Source organism: Rhodopirellula sp. P2 (genome assembly GCF_028768465.1).
Taxonomy (GTDB): domain Bacteria; phylum Planctomycetota; class Planctomycetia; order Pirellulales; family Pirellulaceae; genus Rhodopirellula.
The window spans coordinates 6,953,245-6,978,100 of the sequence record NZ_CP118225.1 but is presented as its reverse complement, the minus strand read 5'-3'; the positions used below and the strand labels follow the sequence as shown (position 1 = coordinate 6,978,100).

Annotated in this window: 20 protein-coding genes; 7 read left to right on the top strand and 13 right to left on the bottom strand. The window is 57.6% G+C overall.

What is annotated here, in order from left to right; genetic code table 11:
- The first annotated feature begins 40 nt into the window (after positions 1–40).
- The 3 genes from PSR62_RS24495 (at position 41) to PSR62_RS24485 (ending at position 4,766) form a co-directional block, all read left to right on the top strand.
- On the top strand, positions 41–730 hold the full coding sequence (locus PSR62_RS24495; protein ID WP_274405580.1) for a PRC-barrel domain-containing protein: 690 nt from the start codon (positions 41–43) through the stop codon (positions 728–730).
- A gap of 239 nt (positions 731–969) precedes the next feature.
- Positions 970–2,514 (top strand): sulfatase family protein, encoded by a 1,545-nt coding sequence (locus PSR62_RS24490; protein ID WP_274405579.1) that lies wholly within the window; start codon positions 970–972, stop codon positions 2,512–2,514.
- 179 nt (positions 2,515–2,693) lie between these two features.
- Positions 2,694–4,766, top strand: a complete 2,073-nt coding sequence (locus PSR62_RS24485) for a hybrid sensor histidine kinase/response regulator (protein WP_274405578.1) — start codon at positions 2,694–2,696, stop codon at positions 4,764–4,766.
- A gap of 52 nt (positions 4,767–4,818) precedes the next feature.
- Here the strand turns inward: PSR62_RS24485 and PSR62_RS24480 are convergent, their stop codons facing one another.
- Both PSR62_RS24480 and PSR62_RS24475 read right to left on the bottom strand, forming a co-directional pair.
- The gene (locus PSR62_RS24480) at positions 4,819–6,234 is read right to left on the bottom strand and encodes a POT family MFS transporter (protein WP_274405577.1); all 1,416 of its coding nucleotides are present in this window, start codon (positions 6,232–6,234) and stop codon (positions 4,819–4,821) included.
- Positions 6,235–6,593: 359 nt separating this feature from the next.
- Positions 6,594–6,854, bottom strand: a complete 261-nt coding sequence (locus PSR62_RS24475; protein WP_274408335.1) for a hypothetical protein — start codon at positions 6,852–6,854, stop codon at positions 6,594–6,596.
- Positions 6,855–7,062: 208 nt separating this feature from the next.
- Between PSR62_RS24475 and PSR62_RS24470 the strand changes: the two genes are divergently transcribed.
- Positions 7,063–7,452: a hypothetical protein gene (locus tag PSR62_RS24470; RefSeq protein ID WP_274405576.1), complete on the top strand. Its 390-nt coding sequence runs from the start codon at positions 7,063–7,065 to the stop codon at positions 7,450–7,452.
- Between the two features lie 131 nt (positions 7,453–7,583).
- On the opposite strand, the gene PSR62_RS24465 is transcribed toward PSR62_RS24470, so the two are convergent.
- The 9 genes from PSR62_RS24465 to PSR62_RS24425 all read right to left on the bottom strand — a co-directional run bounded on the left by PSR62_RS24465 (position 7,584) and on the right by PSR62_RS24425 (position 17,517).
- Positions 7,584–8,384, bottom strand: coding sequence for a site-2 protease family protein (locus PSR62_RS24465; protein ID WP_274405575.1), 801 nt, complete (start codon positions 8,382–8,384; stop codon positions 7,584–7,586).
- A gap of 173 nt (positions 8,385–8,557) precedes the next feature.
- Positions 8,558–10,783, bottom strand: coding sequence for a prolyl oligopeptidase family serine peptidase (locus PSR62_RS24460; protein WP_274405574.1), 2,226 nt, complete (start codon positions 10,781–10,783; stop codon positions 8,558–8,560).
- Between the two features lie 60 nt (positions 10,784–10,843).
- Complete coding sequence (locus PSR62_RS24455; protein WP_274405573.1) at positions 10,844–11,419, bottom strand: hypothetical protein; 576 nt, start codon at positions 11,417–11,419, stop codon at positions 10,844–10,846.
- Positions 11,412–12,293 (bottom strand): hypothetical protein, encoded by an 882-nt coding sequence (locus tag PSR62_RS24450; RefSeq protein WP_274405572.1) that lies wholly within the window; start codon positions 12,291–12,293, stop codon positions 11,412–11,414. Before PSR62_RS24450 ends, PSR62_RS24455 begins: the two co-directional genes overlap by 8 nt.
- Positions 12,290–12,958 (bottom strand): MotA/TolQ/ExbB proton channel family protein, encoded by a 669-nt coding sequence (locus tag PSR62_RS24445; protein WP_274405571.1) that lies wholly within the window; start codon positions 12,956–12,958, stop codon positions 12,290–12,292. The genes PSR62_RS24450 and PSR62_RS24445 overlap by 4 nt, the downstream gene beginning before the upstream one ends.
- Before the next feature lie 10 nt (positions 12,959–12,968).
- Complete coding sequence (locus PSR62_RS24440; protein WP_274405570.1) at positions 12,969–14,684, bottom strand: alpha-amylase family glycosyl hydrolase; 1,716 nt, start codon at positions 14,682–14,684, stop codon at positions 12,969–12,971.
- A complete protein-coding gene (locus PSR62_RS24435; protein WP_236696132.1) occupies positions 14,681–15,958 on the bottom strand; it encodes a glycosyltransferase family 4 protein in 1,278 nt (425 codons plus the stop codon). Before PSR62_RS24435 ends, PSR62_RS24440 begins: the two co-directional genes overlap by 4 nt.
- Positions 15,959–16,003: 45 nt before the next feature.
- A complete protein-coding gene (locus PSR62_RS24430) occupies positions 16,004–16,978 on the bottom strand; it encodes an HAD family hydrolase (RefSeq protein WP_274405568.1) in 975 nt (324 codons plus the stop codon).
- Positions 16,975–17,517: an FxsA family protein gene (locus PSR62_RS24425; RefSeq protein WP_274405567.1), complete on the bottom strand. Its 543-nt coding sequence runs from the start codon at positions 17,515–17,517 to the stop codon at positions 16,975–16,977. The genes PSR62_RS24430 and PSR62_RS24425 overlap by 4 nt, the downstream gene beginning before the upstream one ends.
- Positions 17,518–17,838: 321 nt before the next feature.
- On the opposite strand from PSR62_RS24425, the gene PSR62_RS24420 reads away from it, so the two are divergent.
- Positions 17,839–21,522: a PVC-type heme-binding CxxCH protein gene (locus PSR62_RS24420; RefSeq protein WP_274408296.1), complete on the top strand. Its 3,684-nt coding sequence runs from the start codon at positions 17,839–17,841 to the stop codon at positions 21,520–21,522.
- Positions 21,523–22,086: 564 nt separating this feature from the next.
- Here PSR62_RS24420 and PSR62_RS24415 read toward each other — a convergent pair.
- Entirely contained in the window at positions 22,087–22,386 is a 300-nt protein-coding gene (locus PSR62_RS24415; RefSeq protein ID WP_274405566.1) for a FliM/FliN family flagellar motor C-terminal domain-containing protein, read from the bottom strand.
- A 43-nt stretch (positions 22,387–22,429) separates the two neighbouring features.
- On the opposite strand from PSR62_RS24415, the gene PSR62_RS24410 reads away from it, so the two are divergent.
- A complete protein-coding gene (locus tag PSR62_RS24410; RefSeq protein WP_274405565.1) occupies positions 22,430–22,768 on the top strand; it encodes a histidine kinase in 339 nt (112 codons plus the stop codon).
- Positions 22,769–22,912: 144 nt separating this feature from the next.
- On the top strand, positions 22,913–23,908 hold the full coding sequence (locus PSR62_RS24405; protein WP_274405564.1) for an adenosine kinase: 996 nt from the start codon (positions 22,913–22,915) through the stop codon (positions 23,906–23,908).
- Between the two features lie 99 nt (positions 23,909–24,007).
- Here PSR62_RS24405 and PSR62_RS24400 read toward each other — a convergent pair whose 3' ends face one another.
- Entirely contained in the window at positions 24,008–24,736 is a 729-nt protein-coding gene (locus PSR62_RS24400) for a peroxiredoxin-like family protein (protein ID WP_443217326.1), read from the bottom strand.
- Positions 24,737–24,856 lie beyond the last annotated feature (120 nt).

Below are 24,856 nucleotides of genomic sequence, written 5' to 3'. Positions count from 1 at the left end.
TCACCGTGCAACCAATCCGCCTATTGAGAGGAACCATGTCATGCTGATTTCTACCGAGACCATCTTGGGAACCGAATTGATTGGAGCCGATCGGAGTGTGGGATCAATCTGCGACCTGCTGTTTGATGACGAGACTTGGGTGGTCAGGCATCTGGTCGTTGACACGGGGCATTGGTTGCCCGGGCGTCAGGTGTTGTTGCCACCGGGTGTGGTCCAAAACGCGGATTGGAATGCCGCGAGTGCCGCCGTTCCGTTGACCAGCCAACAGGTCAGCGACAGCCCTTCGGTGGAGTCTGATCGACCGGTGTCCCGTCAGATGGAGATCGAGCTGTATCAGCATTTTGATGTGCCGTACTACTGGGGACCCGCTGGAGCCACGTTGGCAGGTAGCGGGTACACGCCGATGCCGTTGGCAGCGGGATTGGTGCCGATGGACCAAGTCGACACGGACGACGTCAAACGCAATCATCTTCGCAGCGCGAACGAAGTTTCGGGCTACACCATCCAGGGCACCGATGATCACATTGGACACGTCGAAGGGTTGTTGGTCGACGATGTGAACTGGTCCATTCAACAACTGATCGTGGACACTCGGAATTGGTGGCCGGGCAAAAAGGTGCTGATCAGCCGCGAGTTGATTCAAGAGATCTTGTGGGCGGAAGCGACCGTCACGGTGGGTTTGACGCAGGATCAGATCAAGAGCTCGCCTGTTTATGAACCGGCGAGGTGAGCGAAATTCGAGCGTGTTCAGAGCCTGCGTTGTCGCATTTCGTTTTGGGTGTGACGCATTCGGTGGCGACGTGAGGTTGGGAGGAAGCTTTGTGGAACCGTTTTGAATGAACACCTCCGTTTCTTTGGTAGCTTGTGGGACCACGCGGGATCTCACGAGAAGCTTTCTGCATCAGAATGCTTCGTGTCTAGAATGTGCGATCCCCTTTTTCCTTCCACACTCTGACTGATTGGCTACTGATGAATTGGTTGCGATGGTTTGTTGTTTCCGCGGTTGTTGCTGTTCCCTCTCTGATGGACGTGGGGGCGACGCAAGTTCGTGCGGAGGATTCTGCGGCTCGTCCAAACATCATTTTGGTGATGGCGGATGACCTGGGCATCGGCGACGTCTCGCCGACCAATCCGGACTGCAAGATCAAGACACCGCGATTGCAGCAGATGGCTGACGAGGGGCTGACATTCTTGGATGCTCACACGCCCAGTTCCGTGTGCACGCCGACCCGGTACGGGTTGTTGACCGGGCGTTACAACTGGCGTTCGCGATTGGCCAAGGGCGTTTTGAGTGGAACCAGCGAGCACTTGATCCCAGGTGACCGAGCAACGTTGGGGCACTTGTTGCAAGGTGCCGGCTATCACACGGCGATGATTGGCAAGTGGCACCTCGGTTGGGATTGGCACAAAGACGGCAAAGAGATTGACTTCTCGAAGCCGGTTTTGAACGGTCCCGACAACAACGGTTTTGATCAGTACTACGGTCACTGCGGGTCGTTGGACATGCCTCCTTACGTTTGGGTGGACACCGGCAAGCCAACCAGTGTGCCGACTCGAAAAGAAGGTGTGACGAAGAAAGAGAATCGCTACGGCTGGTATCGCAACGGTCCGATTGGAGATGACTTTGAGATTGAGCAGGTGTTGCCGCATTTGTTCGACAAGTCGATTGCTTATGTGGAAGAACGCGTGAAAGAAGACAAGCCGTTTTTCTTGTATCTGCCGCTTCCTGCCCCGCACACGCCGATCGTTCCGGTGCCGCCATTCAAAGACGCCAGTGGGATGAACCCGTACGCGGATTTTGTGATGCAGATGGATCACCACATGGGGCAACTGCTTGATGCGATTTCCAAGGCAGGCATCGAGGAGAACACCCTGGTGATCTTCACCAGCGACAATGGTTGTTCACCGGAAGCCAACTTTGGTGCGCTCGCCGAGCACGGGCATGATCCGAGTGCAGGTTACCGGGGGCACAAAGCGGACATCTACGAAGGCGGTCACCGCGTGCCTTTCATCGTGCGATGGCCGGGGAAGGTCCTGGCGGGCAAGACCACCAACGCGCTTACCTGTTTGACGGATGTGTACGCGACATTGCAGTCGATCACGGATCAACCACGGGAAGCGACCGGCGGTGAAGACGGTTTTGATTTGACAGGCGTCTTCGGTGGCGACGAGGCGTCGGATCGCGAAGCTTTGGTCAGTCACAGCATCGGTGGTTCGTTCGCGATCCGTCGCGGCCAATGGAAGCTCTGTCTGTCACGCGGCAGCGGCGGCTGGAGTGACCCCCGTGAGCCCAAAGCCAAGCAGAATGGGCTTCCGCCGATGCAGCTGTTTGATTTGCGAGCGGATCCATCCGAGAGATCCAACGTCGCGAAGGAGAACCCTGAAATCGTGGATTCGTTGCTGCGATTGCTGAACGACTACGTTGATTCGGGCCGCAGCACCGAGGGACCCAAGGTCACGAACGACCGCGAGGTGACGTTCTTGCCAGAAGGCGTGGCGATGCCAACGCCCTGAAAGACAAATCGGAAGTGGTTGGATCGTTCGCAGGCGGTCATCCGTGGTGACCCAAGGTTGCCCCGCGACAAAGCGAAGGGACGCAGTTAAGATCGATGCGGTATGAGTTGAGGGGGACGTGTCTTGGAACCGTCCCCCTTTTTTATCAAACGACGTTGCGAACTGCCACGAAAGCATCGATGAATCGATCCGCTGACCCAATCGCAGATCCACTGAGGCTGAAGGCCCTGCGAAGTCTGTCGTTGATGGACAGTCCCGCCGAAGAGTCGTTCGATCGGATCACTCGCTTGGCGGCCCGCTTGCTGAAATGCCCCGCCTCGGTGGTCACCTTGATCGAGGAAGATCGGCAGTTCTTCAAAAGCTGTGTTGGTTTGCCGGAACCGCTCGCGACGCTGCGTGGATCGCCGCTGAGTCACTCGTTTTGCAAGTTGACGGTGCGTGCGGGCGAGCTTTTCTTGATCGAAGACGCTCGCGTCGATCCTCGTGTCGTTTCGCACCCGGCGATCGAAGAGTACGGGATCGTTTCCTACGCCGGCTTTCCCATTCGAACGCGATCAGGGGAAGTGCTCGGCACGCTTTGCGTCGTCGATGTCGTTCCACGTGAATGGACCGAAGACGAGCTGGAAACGCTGCGAGAGCTGTCGGCGTCGGTCGAATCTGAGATCGAATTGATCGCCGCAGCGGAGCGGGAACGCGATCACGCTCGCATGTTCCAAACGATGATCCAAGCGTCGCCGCTGTCGGTTATCGTCATCGATACCGATGGACGTGTGGAACTTTGGAATGAAGCTTCCGAAGCCATCTTCGGTTGGACCAGTGCCGAGGTGCTTGGGTACCCGCTGCCGATCATTCCCGATCACAAACTGGACGAGTGCCAGCGAATTCGAGACGCGGTGGGCGACGGGAGCGTGTTCCGCTGCGTGGACACATACCGTGCCAAGGGCGAGGATGCCAATGGTGAAAGGCGAACGGTGCACGTCAATGTTTCCGCCGTTTCGTTGCACCGGTACGACGGGCACTCGGATCGAATTCTGCTGATCATCGATGATGTCACGCAATCACACGCAGACACGCTCGAACGCGAACGGTTGTTTCGTGAATTGCAGAATGAGAAGGCGTTGCTCAGTGAGATGGACGAACGCAAGAATCGTTTCCTCGCTTTGTTGGCTCATGAACTGCGCAACCCGTTGACGCCGATCGGCAACGCCGTCGATCTGCTGCGTTTCGCAGCGACCGACCCGAACCAAGTCAACGAGATCAGCACCGTTCTCGAGAGCCAAGTCCACCAGTTGGTGCGATTGATCGATGACTTGATGGACGTTTCGCGGATCACGCGGGGACGCATCGATTTGCAGCGGGAAACGGTTTCGATTCACGACATCGTTGCCAATTCTTGCCGAGCGGTGGAATCGTTGTGCAACGAGATGGGACATGAACTGATTCGACGAACCGATCCAGAGCAATCTCTCCACGTGCATGGCGACTACGTGCGATTGACTCAGGTGGTGACCAATTTGCTGAACAACGCGTGCAAGTACACACCGCCGAGCGGTCGCATTGAGATCTCATGCGGACAGGTCGATGGCCAGGTGGAAATCGCGGTCAAGGACAACGGGGTTGGCATCCCACCAGAACACCGCAAGGGCATCTTTGAGATGTTCACTCAGGTGGATGAGACGTTGAAGGACAGTCGCGGCGGGCTGGGGATTGGCCTGACCTTGGTCAAGCAATTGGTCGAGTTGCACGGCGGGAAGGTGTCGTTGGTGGACAGCGACGACCCGTCGGCGGGAAGCGAGTTTCGGATTCACTTGCCGTGTTTGGATGCCAAACCGAACGAATCAAAAATGACTGCCGAAGAAGACAGGCCGACGCGACGTTTTCGGGTGTTGGTGGTCGATGATGTCCCCGCGATCGCGAAAATGTTCACGATGTTGGTTGGTGCGATGGGACACGAGGTGCATTCAGCCCCCAGTGCACCCGAAGGCATTCAGCTCGCTCGTGAGTTGCAGCCCGACATTGTCTTTTCTGACATCTGCATGCCGGACATGGACGGTTACGAGCTCGCACGGCAATTTCGCAGCTTGTCGGAATTGGATTCCAGCATGCTGATCGCCATGACCGGCAACGGGCAACCCGAAGACATTCGGATGGCCATGGAAGCGGGCTTTGACAGACACGTCACAAAACCCGCTTCGGTCCAACGTCTTCGCGAAATTTTTCAAGAGCTCGAATCGCGTCGTCTTCAAGTTTGAACGCCACGGCAAACGCGTGGATCGCCACCCATCCTCAAGACGATCACGAAGTTCACGCCGTCATTGAGCTTTCGGCTGTCGATTCGGCATCCAGAGATTCGTCATCCTGGATGTAGGTTTTACCCCGGTAAATCAGAGCGACGAAGATGAACAGGCAGGCTGCCACCAGCATCAAGCCTGCGAAGAACCAGTAGTAGGTGGCTCCTGGGAGCTTCGACGTGCCATCGGCGTTGGAGATAATCGCGTTGACACCAGCGGCGATGAAGTTCCCCATTGCGACCGACAGCAGGTAGAAGCTCATGATGATGCTCTTGATGCTGTTGGGAGCCTGCGTGTAGCTGAACTCCAAGCACGTGATGGACACCATGACTTCGGCAGCGGTCAGGATTGTGTAAGCCAGCACCTGCCAAGCGATGGAGGGTGTGCCGCCGTCTTGAATGTTTTGTTCGATCAACGCGATGATCGCGAAGGAAGACACGGTCAGAAACATGCCCAGCGAAATCTTCCGTAGCGGCGTGAGCGGGAACACACGGTTGATCGCCGGGTAGAGCACGTAGCTGAACAGGGGTACGAAAATGAGGATCAAGAATGGGTTTGCCGCTTGGATTTGGCTCGAAAGCAATTCAAAACCGAAGACGTTTCTGTCCATGCTCTCGGCTTGGATCACCCATGACGTGGCGGTTTGGTCAAACAGACTCCAGAACACGGCGACTAGCAAATAGACCGGAATCAGGTTCAGCAGCGCCCGTCCTCCGATTCCGGTGAAGGCATCTTTGAAGACGCTCGGTCCGCGAGGTGGAATGTGAATGAACTTGTGTCGCCCCATCCAAAACAGCAGCGTGGCGATCGCCATCAACACGCCGGGAACGCCGAAAGCGATCTGCGATCCGTACCGGTCAAGCAGCCAGGGTGTTAGCAAGGTTGAGAAGAAAGAGCCGAGGTTGATGGCGACGTAGAACCATCCGAAGACCTTCGCGAGCAGGTGCGAGTTCTTGGTCCCGAATTGGTCGCCGACGTGGGCGGAGACACATGGTTTGATCGCACCCGTGCCAAGGGCGATCAGGCCCAACCCGATGGCCAGGCCAAATCGGGTTTCGTTCATCGCGAGTGCCAAGTGGCCAAGGCAGTACAAGACGGACAGGTACAAGATGGTTCGGTACTTGCCGAGCAACCAGTCGGCCAGGAAGGCACCAAGCAGCGGCGTGAAGTAGGCCGCCATGATGAACGTGTGGCCCCAGAACTTCGCGTCTTCATCGCTCATCGGGTCCAGTTCACCACTGGCATTGAGCAGGTACGTTGTCATGAAGACGGTGAGGATCGACCGCATCCCGTAGAAGCTGAATCGTTCGGCCGCTTCATTGCCGATGATGTACGGGATGCCGGCGGGCATTCCCGTGGTAGCTTCGGGCTGATCACGATACTTCGGGCTGGTCGGCTGGTCGGGGGTGTTTGAATCGGATGTCGACATCAAGCAGGTTCCGTTGGGTTGGCACGGACGGGCGACGGGGCCCAGTGGAAGTCAGCCAAGGAAGGGGTGATGGAGGAGCTGACAGAGGCCAAATTAAGCGGCTCGCCGCGGCCAAACCAGTCCCCGCGGCGATTTAGTGGGTTGGGAAAGCAACGTTTGAGGCGAAGCAAAAATTTGGGGCTTGATTGCGCGCCACGCGAAGCCGCACGGTGGTCGCTGCCGCCCTCTGAAGCCGAGCTCCCTCGATGGAGCTGGGGCATAAAAAAAGCCACGTTCTCCAACTTGGAGCTCAACGTGGCTTGTCAAATTTGAATCGCGAATGATTGGCGAACCGGGTTGGCTCGCCGAATCAGTCTGGCTTAGCGTCGCTTCTTCTTGGCAACTTTCTTCTTGGTTGCCTTCTTTTTGGCGACCTTCTTCTTGGCTGCCTTCTTGACGGCTTTCTTCTTCACAGCCTTCTTTTTGGTCGCCTTGCGAGCGGTTTTCTTGACGCCCTTCTTCACGGCTTTCTTTTTGACGGCTTTCTTCTTGACTGCTTTACGAGCGGTCTTCTTGACAGCCTTCACGCTCTTTTTAGCAGCTTTCTTGACAGTCTTCTTGGTTGCTTTTTTCTTGGCCACGTTCTTCCTCCGCGAGAAAGGAACTGTTGTCGAGTCATTGTGACTTGCGAGCTGTGACATCGATTCAGTCAGCGCGATTGCGTCGACGTCTTCGTTGTCAAAGTTGATTGCAAGTCACCGGCCACGGCTCAACAACAATCGATGGTGATCGATTCTATCCGCTTCGATGATCCTCATCGACCTTGCAAACAAAAACGATCGTTAGTACATGCGCGTAACTGTACGCGCTTCGCTGGATTCCGCAACATGTTTTCGTGAAAAAACCGCTTGCGTCGCTAACAAAATTTGCTACGGCAAACGCATTTTTTGCATGTTGTTTCGCTTCGTCGTTGATGCGCTGCGTGGCTTGTTTGCATCAACGTTCCCATCAACGTTGTTGCGTTGCTTGCAAACAAGTGCAGTAACGCTTGGCTTTTTCAACGTTTTTGCAACAGCACGTGCGCAACGTGTTGTTATCGCCATGTCATGGCGTTGCCCGCATGGCTTGCATGCGCTTCGTTGGAACAGACAACGAACAAGCGTTTCAACGTCGCAAAAAAAGTTTCAAAAAAACACGTCGTTGAACACGCGAAACGGTCTTGGAACGTGGTGTGAATGACAAACGTTGCGCGTTCCAACGCGTGCTGCATCATCAACACAGGCTTGTTTGCTTGTCACTGCAAACGCTGCGCAGTGTGTTTGCTGGCAGGCAATCAGGCGGCCACGAAGCAGGTCCCCGCGACGTGCGTGTTAGTAACGCGCCGATCCTTGCATCATTTGGTAGTTGCCCACCGCCAACGACAAAAAGAGGATGCCCAAGAACATGTTCCCGGATGAGAAACCGTACATCGTGCAGGCCCCACCAATGATCATGCTGATCCACAGCCAAGTGTCGGTTTGTCCGCCTCCCATCATCACCAACGAACGCATGATTCGTCCTCCATCGAGCGGGAAGACTGGGATCAAGTTCAGCACTGCCCAGAGCACGCTGGGCCAGACGTAAAACGTGACCAACGCGAACATCCCGACACTGTCAAAATCGTTCCCTTCGAGGACGCCGGGAAGCGAATCGAGTGGATACGGCATCAAAGCGAACGCGGTGATCCGGAACCCCATCGCTTTGACAGCGGCGACCACCACTGCTGCGGACGCCAACTGCGCCAGTGGCCCCGCCAGAGCGATCCAGAGTTCGGCCCCATGGCTGAGCCGCGGAGGCGAAAACGAGGAGGCAAAACCGCCGTAATTGTGCGTGGATCGCGGCACCGCGAGCCCGCCAAAGTGGTACAGAACCAGCGATGATTCGATGCCATATTGGCGAAAGGCAAAGGCGTGGCCGAGCTCGTGAATCAGGATCGACAAGAGCATGCAGAGAGCCCACAGCAGCAGCAATGGCAGGCGGCCGGGGCTGCCTTCCATCGAATCAAACAGCTGGACCAAGCTCCATCCAAACACAGCCGCGCCCAGCCAGAACGTCCAAGCGATTCGGATCGGGAATCCAAACAACTGAAAGTTCAAGTCGTAGGGTGATTCTTGGGGTTGTTGCAGCAGCATTGGACAGGTGGACAGGAGAGTTGGTGGGGGGATTGTTTGCAGCGTTGAAACCATCTCCGCAGCGGGACAGGCCAGCTTGCGGGAGACGTTTCAGTGATTCCGTGAACCGATTGCAAGAAACGAGTGGGTTCAAGCAGCGTTCATCATCGGATGAGGCCGCTGAACCACCAAGCTCACTTCAAGTTTTCGAGCAAGAAAGCCCAGAGATCGGCGTACTCGTCGATCTTCTTGCTGGTCGGTGTGCCAGCCCCGTGACCGGCTCGCGTTTCAATCCGAATCAAGGTCGGGTTGTCGCATGACTGAGCCGCTTGCAACGCCGCAGCGAACTTGAAGCTGTGACCGGGCACGACGCGGTCGTCTCGGTCGGCGGTGGTCACCATCGTGGCGGGGTAACACGTTCCAGGTTTCAAATTGTGCAGCGGGCTGTACGACAACAGGTTGTCGATTTGGGTTTCGTCATCGCTGCTTCCAAACTCGCTGACCCAAGCCCAACCGATCGTGAATTTGTGGTACCGCAGCATGTCCATCACGCCGACGGCAGGCAAACAGGCCCCGAACAAGTCGGGACGCTGAGTCATCACGGCACCGATCAGCAATCCACCGTTGCTGCCACCTCGGACCCCCAAGCGTTCACGGCGGGTGATGCCCATGTCGATCAAGTGTTCCGCGGCGGCAATGAAGTCGTCAAAGACGTTTTGTTTCTTCAGCTGCATCCCGGCTTCGTGCCATTCACGACCGTACTCACCACCACCCCGAAGGTTCGCGACGGCGTACACGCCACCGGCGTCCAACCAACCCGCGATGCCAGGCGAATAAGACGGCGTCAGCGAGATGTTGAATCCACCGTAGGCGTACAGCAGCGTGCGGTTGCTGCCGTCCAGCGGTGCGTCCTTGTGACGTGTGATCAGGATCGGCACCTGGGTGCCGTCTTTGCTGGTGCAGAAGACTTGTTCGGTGACGTACAGGCTGACGTCAAAGGCGACTTCCGGCATGATCGCCAGTTCCGATTCACCGGTGGCCACGTTGACGCGGTGGATGCTCGGTGGCGTGACGTAGTTGGTGAACGAGAAGAATGTCTCGGTGGCGTCTTGGCGACCTCCCAGCCCCCCCACAGAGCCTTTGCCGGGCAGTTTCAGCGTTCCCATGGGAGATCCGTCCAAGGCGTAGCGTTCGACTTGGTTGAGGGCGTCGGCCAAGTAGTTGGCGAAGAAGACCCCACTGAGCAGCGAGACATGTTCCAAAACGTGTTCGCTCTGCGGGATGACTTCTTCCCAGTTCGCTCGATCGGCGGGTTCATCGACGTTGTCGTCGGTTCGCCCGGCATGTTCCGCCACGTCCAAGCTGATCACGCGGCGACGGGGGGCTTCATGGTCGGTCAGGAAGAACAGCGTCGATCCTTCCGAGCCGATGAAGCTGTAGTCCGCGTCAAAGCCCATGATCAAGCCGCGAACCGGTGCGTCGTCGGCCATCAGGTCTTGGACGAACACCTGCGTCTTGGGTTCCGTGCCCTTCCAGTTGGAAATCACCAGGTAGCGACCGTCTTCGGTGACCGAGGCACCAAAACCCCACTTGGGATGGTCGGGACGTTTCATGACCAGTTGGTCTTCCGACTGCGGCGTGCCCAGTCGGTGCAAGTACAGCATTTGGTTGTCGTTGGTCCCGGTCAGCTCTTCGCCTTCAGCCGGTTCGGCGTAACGCGAGTAGTAAAACCCGTCGCCATCCGGCGTCCACGCGATGCCACTGAACTTGGACCACTGGATCAAATCATCGGTGTCTTTGCCGGTGGCCACCTCACGCACCCGCCAGGTCCGCCAGTCACTGCCGCCATCGGCGATGGCATAGGCCAGGTGCTTGCCGTCTTCGCTGGGCACCCATGACGCGAGCGACATGGTGCCATCTTCGCTCAGGTTGTTCGGGTCCAGCAGCACTTCGCGGTTGGCTGCCCAGTCCGCGGGTGGCACATCGGCGGGGGTGCGATACAAAACGCTTTGGTTCTGCAGCCCATCATTGAAGGTGTAGAAGTACGTGTCGCCTCGTTTGGCGGGCAAACCGGTGCGAGAGTAGTCCCACAACGCTTCCAATCGGGCTCGCATCGTTTCGCGTTGCGGCAAAGACTGCAAGTAACTCTGCGTGACCTTGTTTTGTGCTTCGACCCAAGCGGCCGTTTCGTCGCTCTCAACGTCCTCCAACCAACGATATGGATCCGCCACTTCGCGGCCGTGGTAGTTGTCAACAACCTCGTCAAGACGACTGACGGGATACTCAAACTTCATGCGGGAACTCGAATCGGTGGGTTCGTCCGCCGTCGTGGCGGGTTGGGAAAGTGAGCTGATGCAAAGGCCGGCAAGGAGCGTCGCCAGTGCCTTTCGAAGTCGGGCGTTGCGTCGGAAAACGGTCATGTTGTCATTCTCGTCGTGCTTCGTGGAATGCGGCGGTACAAAAACAATTGCCGAAACGAATCATGGCGTTTCGGCGGGCGGGGATGTTTCGTTGGAAGGAACCAATGGACTTGGTTCGGTTGTGTCGCTGATGGCTTCGTCGAGCGGCAGTTCAACCAGCTGACGACGGCGGTCGATTTCGTCTTCGTCCAAGCCGGATTGGCGAAGCTGTTCGAGCAGGAACTCCTCGGCCATCGCGATCGCCGAAGGCGTGCGGCTGATTCGAACTTTGATGCCGCTGGCATCACCGGGGGCAGCGTCAACCGCTGAGAGCAAGGCCTCCAGTGCCAACGCGTTGCGTTGTTCGGGATGACTCGCATTGGTGATCACGAGGTAGCTTTCCCCGTCGATCAAGACGTCAACGATCTCGGGTGTGAGCAGCGGCAGGGGGGATTCGGTTTCAGGTTCCGTTTGCACTTCTTCGGGGCTGTCTTCTTCCGAAGCGACAATCGCATCCAGTATCGAGGACGACCCATCGGGGTTGGTTGAAACGGAGGGGGCTTGGCCGCTTTGGAAACCCAGTCCGAAGTCCAAGAATTGGCTGGCGATCAACAGTGCGATTCCACCACCAACAGCCAGCGGGATTCGTTTACGCATCGTCTGGGGTTCCCTGAAGTGGGGTGAGGTTTTCGGTTTCCGTGGACGGTTCTGCAGCGTCCATCTCATTTGTCTGTTCAGGTGCCTGAGCCGCACCGAGAACGGTGTATTCGAAACGGCTGGTCGGCGTGTCGGCTCGCAAGCGTTCCAGTGTAGCGGGCATGGCATCGATCAACGGTTGGTACACCCCGGCGACGCTTCGCGGGGCGTAGGAAACGAGCACCACGATGAGACCCTTGGGTTGCGGGGTCTGTTTGTAGGCGGCGAACAGTCGATCGGCGATTTCTTGGGTGCGTTGCGATTGCCGTTGGCTTTCCAAGCGGAAGGTTTCGGTGTGTCCCGAAGCCTCGAAAACAACGTCGCCCGTTTCGCGAGCGTGAACGGTCCAGACTTCGGCTCGTTTGAGCAGTTCGTCGTGCCCGACCAAAAAACGAATCAGCGTGTTGGGGTCGGCGGAGGCAAGCTGCCGCGAACGTTCGATCGCGCGTGCGATGACGTCTTGCGAATCGGTGCCCGGACGCAAGATAGTTGCTTGGGATTCATCCGCGTCGAGGTTCAGCCATCCACGCAGCATCTCGATCGCGCGGCCGACGTCTTGTGTGTTGGCTTGCTGCGTTGCCAAAGCCATGTTGCGTTCGGCGACTGCGCGGTCACGCTCGGCTCGCCACGTCGCTTGCTCATCCAGCAGTGCTTGACGCTCTTGCGAGATCTCCCGCGTCTGTTCTTGGGATGTTTCGCGCATCTCCATGAACTGAGCGAAGACGATGATCAGCAACAGATCCATGAGCGGTGTCAATTGAAACCGAATTCGCCGACGCCCAATGCTGGCGGCGTGAAAATCGTTCTCGTTGGCAGGGGACGCCGATTCGTTCACGTCGTCGCTTCCATGGCGGGCGTGGTTGGCATCGCATTGGGATCCACGCGGTCCGCGGGCCCGAGTTCGCGTTTGGCTTTCGAAGCCGTTTCGCGAACGTGCAAACGGTTCTCCGAAAGCTTGGCAAATCCAGGTTCGACAAAACTGTTGATCAGCATCAACGTGATTGCCGCAGCCAAGCCTGCGAACGTCGACCAAATGGCGTCACCAAAGCGTGTCACGATCACGCCCACGGAGGCCTGGTCATCGGAAGCGAGCGCGGCACCGATGGCGAGGATCGTCCCCAGCACACCCGCCAGCGGGTAGGCCTCGATCATCGTGCGGGCGACATTCCATGCTGTTTCAAACCGAAGCGAATGCAAGTAGTCGCGCCGTTCGTCCAGGATTCGCATCCGCTGGCTCAATGCCACGCGATGAGACGAACCTGGTGGCTCCACCAAGACGTCTTGGATGTCCGCCAAGCATGCCTCGATCTGATCAGACGGGTGAGCGTCGTGATCCATCCGGCTGCGATTGGGAAGCGAATCCGTGAATCGTTGCAGCGTTTGCACGATCTTCTTGCGATCCCCCCGTGCCCACATGGCCAATACGAAGAAAAAGAACACGTGTGCCAAGGCGGCAACCACGATGGCAACAGTCGAGTAAGACGAGATCAGCTCTAGCATGGCCAGTCGTTCAGGCGGTGGAAGATGACTTCAACCAGCGTACCTGATACGGAGCCATCGCGAGGGGGGCGTTCTGATCAAGCGACTCCTCCGACAGGGCGTCAAAGGTAAAATCGCCCGGCAAGTTTGCTGGCTCGATCTGGCGAGTTTCGCTGGACAGGTTGGCCAGCACGCACAACGGAGATTCGTCATCGCGTTGTCGCACAAACCCGAGAAGGCCATCGGCCGGCAGTTCCAAAACGGTCTGCGACGCGTTGGGATGAAACGCGGTTTGTTGCTTTCGCACGCTCAGCAAGTGACGGTATCCGTCCGCAACGAGTTGCTGCAGGGAACCGGCATCGGCGAGGGCCGCTTCCAGTTCCGCTCGCTCGTATTTGTGGCGATTGATGCGGCGGGGAATGTCAGATGCTTCCACACCAGCGATGTCGTTGGGCGATCCGACCAAGGAATGGAAGTAAACCGCAGGCACGCCGCGCATCGACAACATGATCGCTTGCGTGGCCAAGAAACGTTGGGCATGTTCCGTCGCTGGCACGGTTGTGCGATCAGCCACCGCATCCAGGTAAGTGACGTTCAGCTCGTAAGGGCTTTGCGAGCCATCGGGTTGAGTTCGCATTCCGATGCGACCACCGTGAGCCTTCGCGATCTCAACGAGTGCGTCGACTCGCTCGGCGGGCAAGATGCCTTCGACGGGCCGAACCCCGATGCCGTCATGGGACGCGGTGAAGTTGAAATACGTGACTTGATCGGTGGGTAAATCCAGTGAGCTCATCCAGTTTTGAAGCACGCTGGTGTCACCGCTGTGAATCGCGTCGAGCAGCAACGGTGGCAGGCTGAACTGGTACACCATGTGGGCTTCATTGGTGCCGTCGCCAAAGTACGAGATGTTCTCGGCGTGAGGCACATTGGTTTCAGTCAGCACGATGGTTCCCGGTGCGGCAACATCGAGCACGTGTCGCATCAAGCGGACCGCAGCGTGGGTTTGTGGCAGGTGCAAACACGACGTGCCGATCTCTTTCCATAGAAACGCAATCGCATCGAGCCGAATGATGCGGGCACCTCGGCGAGCGTATTCGACCAACGTTTCCAGCATCGCCAACATGACACGCGGGTTGGCGTAATTCAGGTCCACTTGATCGGCGCTGAATGTGGTCCAAACGTAACGCTTGCCCGAGGCGGAATCGAATTCCGTCAGCAGTGGCAAGCTACGCGGCCGGACGACTTTCGAAAGATCTTCCGATGGATTGGCGGTGGAATAGAAGTCTTTGTATTCCGGTTCGTCGTTCAGGAAGCCTTGGAACCAACGGTGTTGTTGCGATGAGTGATTGAGCACCAGGTCGTACATCAAATCAAAGCGTTCGCCCAACCGCTGGATGTCGTCCCAGTCGCCGGATTCAGGATCAACGGCCAAGTAATCCGCGACGGAGAAACCATCGTCGCTCGTGGACGGGCAAAAGGGCAGCAAGTGAACGCAGCGGATCAACTCATCGAGGTTGTGATCCAGCAAGAATTGCCGTTGGGCGTCGAGCGGTGACTTGCCCGATTCGCGAATTTGATCGGCGTAGGTGATCATCACGACATCGCGATGATCCCACAGTTCGGCCGGCGGAGACGGATGGTTGGATCGATCAAAGCACCGTTGCAAACCTTCGGCGAGCACGTCGGAAACGTGCCCGTACACATCGGTGATCCGTGACCGAGTGACGTCGTCGATGGTTGAGCTCACAAGTTGTCCTGTCCGGTGAAGTTGGTCACGAGGGCTCGCAGTTTCCGCCGCAGCACCCCGTAGGAAAAGAATGCACGGCCGATCTCATAATTGAAATCGACCATCTCATCTCGGAACGCTTTGTCGCGGATGATCCGCTCCACCTTCGACACAACGTCCTTCGTCAGGTAGCCATCCATGGAGATGACCTTGGCACCTTTGGGTTCGATGTCGGCGACGTAAATCGAATAACGATTCACCAACAACGGTTTGCGATAATAAAACGCTTCCAAAAGTGCGTTGCCGAACCCTTCGTAGATACTCGGGTAGGTGATGAAGTCGGCTTGCGCGTACGCATCGCCCAACGTGTAGATGCGATTGCCGTCAGCATCGATCGCACGTTTGTCGCCAACTTGATGATCGCACAGACGCAGATCGACGCCACTGCTTTCGGCCAAATCCATCAGGACTTGCAGGTACTCGTTGCCTTCGTCACCGCTGGCGTGGGAGATCACCAGTTTGCATTTGTCGTTCTTCAGCGCCGCGACCAAGGCGATGGCGTGCTCGATGCCTTTGCGAGGCACCACGCGGGTGGGCTGCAGGAACAGGATGTCGTCTTCTTCCAACCCGATGTCTTCGCGGAAGTGCGACGAGTACTCGTCGGCTTGCGGGGGCTCGTTTTCGAAATCCAACACGTTGGGCACCAAAATCGACGAGACACCGCGGCGGTGCGACAGGTCTTCTTGCGCGAACGAGTTGATCGTCACGTTTTGAATTTGTGGCAGTGCAGGCGGGAACGCCATCCACAGCATGTCGGTCACGGCGGAGACGCTGAACCGATCGCGTTCCCAGTAGAAATCGTGGTGGTGAGCGATCGTGGGGAAACCGGTTTCGGCGATGAAGTTGGTCAGCGCGACGCCGAGCGGCAAATTCATCGGGATGCACAGCGCGTTCTGGACGATCAGCAGATCCAAATCGAAACGCCGGGTGAATTCGTACAGCGTTTTCTTCAGGTAGTCCGCCAACGTGTAGATTCGCTGGGTCACATCGGGCGTTCGAGTGCGAGTGCCAAACGCGCGGCGGTTGATCCATTCGATGTCAGGGTGGCCGAAGTAAGCGTGGGGAACGACCATCGAGGTCGCTTTGTCCCGGTCGCTCTGGCCCGAGTACCAGTGGCTCACATGGCCATTGTCCCAGAGAACCTGGGCCCATTTCGCGCTTTCAAGCGACACCCCGTCGGTGCCGGCGAAACGTGTTCCCACAAAGCCGATTTGGACGCCCATCGTAGCTGTCACTCTTGCGTGTTTCGTCTGGCGGCAGAACGTCGCGGAAACGTTCTCTCACAAACACTCTACTATCTGATCCCAGTGTGTCAGCACCATGTCAGGCAAACATTTCTCGCAGCGAGCATCCTCGGTCCGCAATCGCAGGCTGCGACCGTCCCCCGCGAACAGTGCTGTCCGCAGTCCGAACTGCTTCGCCGCCCAGACATCGTTGAGCATGTCATTGCCGATGTAGAGAACCTGTTCCGGCAGAATCCCGGTGCCACGGAGCTGCGCGATCGCACGCTCAAACAGCAAGGGCCCCGGTTTGGCGGTTCGATAGCGATAGGAAAAATGGCACGCGTTGAGATCGAACACGGATGACAGATCTCCCGCAATCGTTCTTTCGACCGAATCGCTTGACGTGCCTCGTTTTGTGTCCTGGGAACGCTTGGCGATCAGATCTTGGACGATCAACGGAGTGTAGAACTGAGCGTTGCTGACAATCCCCAAGCGGCGCCCCTTCGCTTGCATCGCCATCAAGGCATCGCCCGCCCCCGGCATCGGCCAAACCGGATTGGAGCGTCCTTCGACGCCACAAATCCAGGCCGCCAAAATTTTTGGATTCGTTGCCAAGTCCTCGCGTTGGTTGGCCTGCAGCACCCGCCGCCAGATCTCCAGGATGTCGACCTCCGGTTTCGGGTTCGCCTCCGAACGAGCGGACTCGTTCGTGGCCACGATTTGGGTTCGCAGTTGGTCGGACGTGGGGATACCGGTCCGATCTTGGACGCCGGCTTGCGTGGCAGCGTCGCGAATCCAGCGATTCGCGGCGTCGTGTTTCGCATCGTCGGCGGTTCCGACGTCGCCGCTGCCGCTGATGACCAGTGTTCCGTAGACGTCCAGCAAGATGACCTGGATCTCACGGAGGTCAATCAGCTTGGGCTGAGTCAGCGGAGCGAGTTCCGGGGGCACGGCAACCGGATTGGGCAGAAGCGGCTCGGAGGAAAAAAGAAGGTCTGTCAGTGGGGTGTCGCGGTCGTTGGGTGAGTTCACGGCGAAGGCGATCGTTTGGGTTCGAAGTGAGGCGAGTCAATCGTATCGCCCGCACCGCCGGAACGCTGCCCCGATGCACTCGATCGGCGTGGGTCAAACGTTCTCGGATCAAAGCGGTCCTCTGCGGCGGGATTGCTGGCCGAACCGGGCTGGCCGCCACCGCCGAAGGTTTGCATCCGAAAACTTCCCGCAAAACGATTTCGCAACCATCCACCGATCAACCGACGTCCAGGTGGCGTCAACAAGGTGAATCCGAACGCGTCGGTCAGCAAACCAGGGGTCAGCAACAACACGGCTGCCAACGCGATCATCAACCCATCCTGAATCTCGCGGTTCGGCATTTTTCCCTGCGACATGGCCGACTGGAACCGAAACCAGGTCGCCAGTCCTTCGCGGCGAGCCAGGTACGAACCGATGATCCCGGTGATGATCACGATCATCAATGTGGTCAACCAACTGGTCTCATCTGCCAGACGTAGCAGCAGAACCAGCTCGACGAACGGGACAACGATCAAGAGAGCGAGAAGTCGAAAGAACATCAATTCGGGCTCGAAGGAAGGAATGAATCCACTGCCAACTTGGCAATCGAATCGGGTAAGATCTTACGTGGTACGACTCCATTGCGATTCTCGTTCCGCAAACGGTTGCGTCTTGCTTCCATCCCCCGCCACTCCCCCGCTTTTTCGATGCGTTCTATGAATCCTCTCGCGTTTTCACGGCCTCAAACCAGCCACGGGGCCCCCTCTCTCCCGGCTGGGGGGGCGGCTTTTGACAAGGCCCGAATCTCGTCGTCTTGGGTCGCACTGCTGTTCGGATTGGGGACATTTTTTCTGACGTTGGCCAGCACGAACGTGTCTGCCATGGATCCGTCCAAGCTGCCTGCCAAAACGCGTTTGGCTTTCGTGGGCAACGGAACGGCGCAGCGAATGAGCCTGTACGGGCACTTGGAAACCATGCTGCATTTGCGAACCAGCCAGAACCCGCTGGTGGTTCGCAACTTTGGCTGGCCGACCGACGAAGTTTCGACCCAACAACGCCCGGGCAACTACACGGTGATCGACGACCCGTTCCAGGTCTTCGCACCGCAAGCGTTCCTGTGCTTCTTCGGCATGAATGAATCGTTCGCCGGAGACGACGCCGAACACATCGCGAAATTCGAGGCCGATTACCACGCGTACCTGGATGGATTGTCGAAGCAATTTTCCAGGGATGGACGCCCGATTCAGTTCGCTTTGGTCACGCCGATTGCGTTCGAACCCAGCGGCAACCCGTTGCAGCCCGATGGCTTGCTTCACAACCGTTACTTGGCCGCCTACGCGGATGCCGTCAAACGAGTTGGCAAGCAACGTGAGTTGACCGTTGTCGATGTGTTCACGCCGACCGCTGAGTTGTTCCAGCAACAACCTGGGTGCCAGTACACCACCAACGGATTGCACCTGAACGAAGCCGGAGACGAAGCGGTTTCGTTGTTGATCGACGCCGGTTTGTTTGCCGGCGCGGGACCTGCGGTGGGCGCGGAACGTTTTGAAGCGATGCGGCAAGTCGTCAACGACAAGGCTTGGTTGCACCAACAAGATTACCGCATGCTGAACGGTTGGTATGTCTACGGTGGACGTCGCACGTGGGACACCGAAACCTTCCCAGGTGAGTTCCAAAAGATTCGCAAGATGGTCTCGGTTCGCGATCGGTACCTGTGGGACATGGCCGCCGGCCGCGATGTGCCGGAAGAGGTCGATGATTCGAAAACCGGCGAAGTCTTCATCCCCGAAACCATGTTTGGTTCTCGCGACGATGGCTTTCGCGAAATGCGTGAGCCCAAGACGTTGGAATACCCAACGCCGGAGCAGTCCATTTCGCAGATGGAGATTCCCGACGGTTTTGAGGTCGAATGTTTCGCCAGTGAAAAGGACTTTCCTGAACTGGCGAACCCGACGCAAATCGCATTCGATGAACGCGGCCGATTGTGGGTGTCGTGCATGGTCAACTACCCGCAGTGGTTGCCCGGCAGCAGCCGCCCGAGCGATCGTTTGCTGATCTTGGAAGACACCGACGGTGATGGCAAAGCGGATGTGTGCAAGCCGTTTTATGACAAGCTGATCTGTCCGACCGGTTTCGAGTTTTACCAAGACGGTGTGTTGGTGATCGACGAGCCACACATCCTGTTTTTACGGGACACCGATGGCGATGACGTGGCCGACGAAGTCACCCACGTGCTGGACGGGATCGGCACCGATGACACTCACCATGCGATGGGAGCTTGGGAATATTCCAACGGCGGACGACTGCACATGCAGGAAGGCATCGCGATGTCGACGACGGTTGAAACCCCTTGGGGACCCGTTCGAGAAGCGGGGGCTTCGGGCAGCTACGTGTGGGATTTGGACAGTCAGCGTTTGACGCACTTCCGAACCCCCGGCCAGTACAACCCCTGGTGCCTGGTCTTTGATCAATATGGCAACGGCATCATTGGGGACGGGACCAACGCCCAGCATCACTGGACCAACGCCTTGTCGGGCGGCGAAGTCCCTTCGAGAAAAACGCTGGAACCGATTTTCAACAACCATGGGATTCGCCCGGCCGCTGGAAATGAAATCCTGCACACGCGTCAATTTCCCGAAGAGTTTCGCAATCGGTTGGTCTACGCGTGCGTGATCAACATGCACGGGATGCCTTCGTTCGAACTTCGCGACCAAGAGGACGAGGCGGGTTTGACCGGCGAACGATCCGATGATTTGCTGGTCAGCACGGACATGTTCTTCCGTCCCGTTGATCCCAAGATTGGTCCCGATGGAGCGTTGTGGTTTGGCGATTGGTGCAACGCTCTGATCGGACACATGCAGTACTCCCAGCGTGACCCGAACCGCGACCATGAACACGGCCGCATCTATCGGCTCCGTCACAAAGAGCGACCGCTGTTGGACGTGGTGACGCAGGCGGATCTGCCGACCATCGAGGTCATGGATCAATTGCTGGCGTACGAAACTCGCACTCGATACCGCGCCCGCCGTGCTTTGCGTGGCCGCCCCGTGGAGGAAGTCGTTGCGGCAACGAAGCAATGGTTGCAAGACAATCCAACCCCCGAAGCTGCGCTCGAAGTCCTCTGGGTGCAAGAGTCGTTCCACAACGTGGACTTGGATCTTGCGAGAAAGGTTCTGGCGGAAGGCAATTTCCAGCAGCGTGCCGCCGCGACCCATGTTGTTGGCAACGAATGGCGTTTCTTGTCCGGAAACGAACAAGCGAACTCCGGCGATCAGATTGAATTGTCGGTGGACTTGCCCTTCGTTCAGTTCTTGCTGGAAGCAGGGCGAGACAAACACGCCCGCGTTCGGCTGGAATCGTTGCGAGCCGCCAGTTTGATGGATCATCCCGTTGGCGTTCGAGTGGCCCTGGCCGGTGTCGAGCGGCCCGCCGACAAGTGGATTCAGTATGTCTTGGAACACACCATGTCAGCGTTGTCGACGCATTGGGATGGTGAATCGCCGGAGATCCAAGAGCTGATCGCTTCCTTGCCACCCAAGGCGGCGGAGTACCTGAAGGAATATAAAATCGCGACCGGTCCCGGCGCGGAGGTGTATCGGCCTTTGAAAGTTTTGGCCGATGTGGATGCCAAGCCGGAAGACCAAGCGGTTGCACTTCAAAAGGTGGTCGCCGCCTCTCGCGGGAACGCCCAAACCGGTGCCAAGGTGTTTGAACGTGTTTGTTCCGCGTGTCACTTGCACGGGAAAATTGGCAAGGAGTTTGGTCCGGAGTTGACCACGATCGGCGAACGGATGACGAAGGAGCACATCATCCGATCGATCGTTTGGCCCAACGAGGAAATCGCCAAGGGTTACGAGACCGTCATGATTTTGACGTACGACGGCGAGGCGATTGGCGGGTTCATTTTGAAGGAAGACGAGGAAACGATTTCGCTCGGGATCGCCGATGGCAAGATCAAGGTCATCGACAAAGAAGAGATCGAGATTCGCAAACCGATGAAGGCCAGCAGCATGCCCGAAGGTTTGACCGAGACGGTTGCGCCGGGTGAGTTCCTGGATCTGTTGGCGTTCTTGGGTGGCAACTGGATCGCGACCAATCCCAACACGGATTACCCGCTTCGCAAGGACGGCGATCTGATCGAGGTGACTCGTGATTCCATGATCCGTGTGCCCGGCGATTGGCCTGCCGTGTGGAACCGCGAAGCCCAGCACCTGTTCAGTGGTGAAGGCGTTCGCCAAGATCGCTTTGCCGTGCACTCGAAACAACCCGCAACGGATCCAGCCGTGATTCTTCGGTTGGCAAAGCCAGCGGAGTTGGTTCGCGGCACCATCACGAACCGTCGCGACGAGGAGTTCCACGACCGAGCGAAGGGCTTGGCCATGTGGACGTCGAAAGACGGCAAAGAATGGACCCGAGTTTGGAAGAGCGAGTCGCCGCAGGCCGAGTGGCAGGTGGAGCTTCCCGAGGGCACGGTGGCCAGTTACATCAAAATCGGGTTGGAAGGAACGGGGATCTTCCACATCGATCGAGCGGTCTTCTTCGGCCGCCCGGTGAAGGCTGAGTAGCCCACCCGCCAAGTTCGCCGCATCACGCTGAGGAAACGAAATCAGGCCCGGTTGAAATCAGAAGGTGGATTTCAGGCGGGCCTGGTTGCTATGAAGCAGTTCGGCAGGAGTCTTTCGGCATTTGAACTGTTTGGGCAAACGCCACTATTCCGACGTACAACCAGGCTAACGCTGGACTGTCAAAAGGTTGGTATTGACACGGAAAATGCGACGTTGATTTTTATTCTGTCCTACGCCCCAACGGGGCAGTTCTAAGATAGCCCCAGGCATCGCCTGGGGTTTCGTTACGGAGATTCCGACACCAGCCCCAACGGGGCGGCCCTAAGAAAGACTCCCCAAAACCCGCTAGGACCGCCCCCGTTGGGGCTTTGTAATCTTGGTCCCGCCACAACCCAGGGCGTTGCCCTGGGCTGGCATAGGGCTGCCCCGTTGGGGCGAAGTCGAGGAACGAAACCTGCGCAGTCCAAAGCGGTGTCAATACCAACCTTTTGACAGCCCAGGCTAACGCCCAAACGGCTCACATGGTTGTGCCCGATCATTCTTGCCGACCTGGATCGGGGCTGGTCAATCCTCTTGGGGGACGCCAATCTCTCGGATCCGCAAGCCGAACTTGTCGCCAATTTTGACTGTTTCACCGATGGCGATGGGGTGCCCACCCGCACGCAGTTCCAGCGGCCGATCGCAGTGCACGTCGAAGGTCAGCATCGAGCCGGGGACCAGCGATAGAATCTTGCGAAGCGATTCCTTCTTCTCCGCCAGCGTGACGTTGACGGTGGTGCGGATCTTCAGAACCTTCTCCTGATACATCGACGATGTCGGAGGCTTGGGTTCGCTCGGCTTGTCTTTGGTTGCGTTCTCGCTCATTCTTTCTTGATCCTGACACCTCGTTTATCGACCGGAAGCCATCATGAAATCAACTGTATTGTTCCTCTCCGGCGATTTGATTTTTGCCTCGCGTGTCCGCGCGGCCTGTGAAACGGCCGGGATGACGTTTTCGCTGGCAGGACGGTTGCCCGAAGAAGCCAACGAGGACGTGGGGTGGGTGATCGTCGACCTGTCGACTCGCAACGGAGTCGTCGCAGAATTGATGCCGACGGTTTCACGCGTGTGTCCCGAGGCTCGCGTGGTGGCCTATGGGCCGCACGTTCAAGTCGCGCGGTTGAAGGGGGCTCGAGAAGCGGGCGTGCCGACCGTGCTGACGCGGGGCCAATTCGATGCCGGGTTGTCGTCGATGTTCACCCCCTGAGAGCACAGCAGTCGATCCTAGCTGGCTGGCGGAGTCGTCGCACGCGGGTACACTGCGGGCCCGCCCGCCGGATCTGAAGTCGCCCTGATCAAGGCCGATTCGCGGGCATGGACGAGTCTGTTTCTCTCACCCTGGTTGAATTTGATGACGCACGATGTTTACGCCGTTGGCAACGCTCTCGTTGACATTCAGACGATGGTTGCCGATGACCTGCTGTCGGAACTGCAACTCGACAAAGGCATCATGACGCTGGTCGACGACCAGAAACAAGCGAGCGTGCTGAGCCGATTTGACCTGCCGTCACTCTCTCGTTGTGCGGGTGGTTCAGCCGCCAACACGATCGCCGCCGTCGCGGACTTCGGTGGCAAGGCCGCCTTTGTTGGGAAGATCGGCGACGACGAAACCGGGCAGTTCTTTTTGAAAGACTTGCGTGCCCTCGGTGTCACCATTGACGTGGATCCTCAGCCCGAGGCACCGACCGGAACCTGTGCCGTGCTGATCACCGAAGACGCTCAACGCACGATGCTGACGAACTTGGCCGCCTCGACCTCACTGTCCGAAGCGGACATTGACGAAGACGTGATCGCAGCGAGCAAATACATCTACATCGAAGGCTACTTGTTCACCGGCGAGCAAACCAAAGCGGCCGCTTACAAAGCGATCGAATTCGCGAAAAAGAACAATGTCAAAGTTGCCTTCACCGCCTCGGACCCGTTCCTCGTCAACATGATGAAAGACGAGATGTGGGACCTGATTCGCGGCCCAGTCGATTTGTTCTTCTGCAACGAAGAAGAAGCCAAGAGCCTCACTGGATTGGCGGATCCGATTGCGTGTGCAAACAAGATTCACGAGTCGGCTGAGAACGTTGCCATGACGCTGGGACCCAACGGTTCGATTCTGATGCACGGTGGCGAAGCGATTCCCGTCGAAGGAGTGAAGGTCAAGGCGATCGACACGACCGGTGCGGGCGACATGTACGCCGGCGGCATTTTGTACGGCATCACCAATGGTTTGGATTGGCGTCAGTCCGGGCACTTGGCCTCGCACGCCGCCGCTCGAGTGGTGGCCCAAATGGGAGCCCGGTTGCAACAGCCGTTCACGGCAGACGAAGTCAAGCAGCTGACCGATTTGAGCGTCTGAGCTGAGACGCGAGCCAAGCCGCTCACTTGAACACGACAACAAACAACGCACCGGTGATCCAGTCACCGGTGCGTTGTTTTTTGTACGACTGGCGATCGGCTACTGAAGTTTTTTCACCGCAGCGATCACGTCGGCGGGTTCGGCTCGTTTTTTGTAGTCGGCGTCCACGAATGCGTAGGTGATCTTGCCGTTGGTGTCGATCACGTAGGTCGCAGCCAAGGGCAGTTCCATGGCTTGGTTGTCGTTGCGTTCGGCAAGCTGAAACTTGTCGCGGTAGACCGGGAGGATCGAATCGGGCAGATCGAACACGATGCCGTATTTCTTGGCGACTTCACTTTTCTGATCGTACAAAACGAGCATTTCCAAGTCATTGGACTCGGCCGTTTCTTTGGACTTCTCTGGGATCTCAGGTGTCAGCACGATCAGCTTCGCACCGGCACCTTCGATGGCCGAGAGTTGTTCCTGCATGGCTCGCAATTGCAGGTTGCAGTACGGGCACCATCCGCCGCGGTACCACATCAAGATGACCGGGGTTTCGGACCACTCGTCGCTGAGTGTGACTTCGTTTTCGTCCCAGCCGTGAAGGGTCGCGTCGATGGCGTCGTCGCCGACTTGCTTGGCGGATTCTTCGATCCCGGTCGCACGGACTTGGCCCACCGCATTTTGAAAGGTCTTCAGGACTTGCGCTGGGTATCGCTTCGTCGCATTGACCTCCATTTCCTTCAGTTGGGAGGACAGGTTGGTGTCCGCGGGTTCGTCCGCACGGGCTTGGGCGGACAGGACCATCGCCGGCAGGAATGCCGTGCAAAAGAAGAGGCTGAGTCGCATGAGTTCACAACGTTGGATTGGAAAGGAAGAGAGGAGCGGCAACAGCTTGACAATGTCTGCGGGGCAGTGGGATCCGCCAAATCCAAGGTCGATGCTCGGCCTGGAAACGTCGCGAATCCT

Bases quoted from the DNA above. Each gene is read 5' to 3' on its own strand.
- PSR62_RS24470 (WP_274405576.1), top strand. From the start codon at position 7,063: ATGCGCGTAACTGTACGCGCTTCGCTGGATTCCGCAACATGTTTTCGT.
- PSR62_RS24465 (WP_274405575.1), bottom strand. From the start codon at position 8,384: ATGCTGCTGCAACAACCCCAAGAATCACCCTACGACTTGAACTTTCAG.
- PSR62_RS24445 (WP_274405571.1), bottom strand. From the start codon at position 12,958: ATGCTAGAGCTGATCTCGTCTTACTCGACTGTTGCCATCGTGGTTGCC.
- PSR62_RS24485 (WP_274405578.1), top strand. From the start codon at position 2,694: ATGAATCGATCCGCTGACCCAATCGCAGATCCACTGAGGCTGAAGGCC.
- PSR62_RS24460 (WP_274405574.1), bottom strand. From the start codon at position 10,783: ATGACCGTTTTCCGACGCAACGCCCGACTTCGAAAGGCACTGGCGACG.
- PSR62_RS24400 (WP_443217326.1), bottom strand. From the start codon at position 24,736: ATGCGACTCAGCCTCTTCTTTTGCACGGCATTCCTGCCGGCGATGGTC.
- PSR62_RS24420 (WP_274408296.1), top strand. From the start codon at position 17,839: ATGGATCCGTCCAAGCTGCCTGCCAAAACGCGTTTGGCTTTCGTGGGC.
- PSR62_RS24405 (WP_274405564.1), top strand. From the start codon at position 22,913: ATGACGCACGATGTTTACGCCGTTGGCAACGCTCTCGTTGACATTCAG.
- PSR62_RS24455 (WP_274405573.1), bottom strand. From the start codon at position 11,419: ATGCGTAAACGAATCCCGCTGGCTGTTGGTGGTGGAATCGCACTGTTG.
- PSR62_RS24490 (WP_274405579.1), top strand. From the start codon at position 970: ATGAATTGGTTGCGATGGTTTGTTGTTTCCGCGGTTGTTGCTGTTCCC.
- PSR62_RS24425 (WP_274405567.1), bottom strand. From the start codon at position 17,517: ATGTTCTTTCGACTTCTCGCTCTCTTGATCGTTGTCCCGTTCGTCGAG.
- PSR62_RS24480 (WP_274405577.1), bottom strand. From the start codon at position 6,234: ATGTCGACATCCGATTCAAACACCCCCGACCAGCCGACCAGCCCGAAG.
- PSR62_RS24495 (WP_274405580.1), top strand. From the start codon at position 41: ATGCTGATTTCTACCGAGACCATCTTGGGAACCGAATTGATTGGAGCC.
- PSR62_RS24410 (WP_274405565.1), top strand. From the start codon at position 22,430: ATGAAATCAACTGTATTGTTCCTCTCCGGCGATTTGATTTTTGCCTCG.
- PSR62_RS24415 (WP_274405566.1), bottom strand. From the start codon at position 22,386: ATGAGCGAGAACGCAACCAAAGACAAGCCGAGCGAACCCAAGCCTCCG.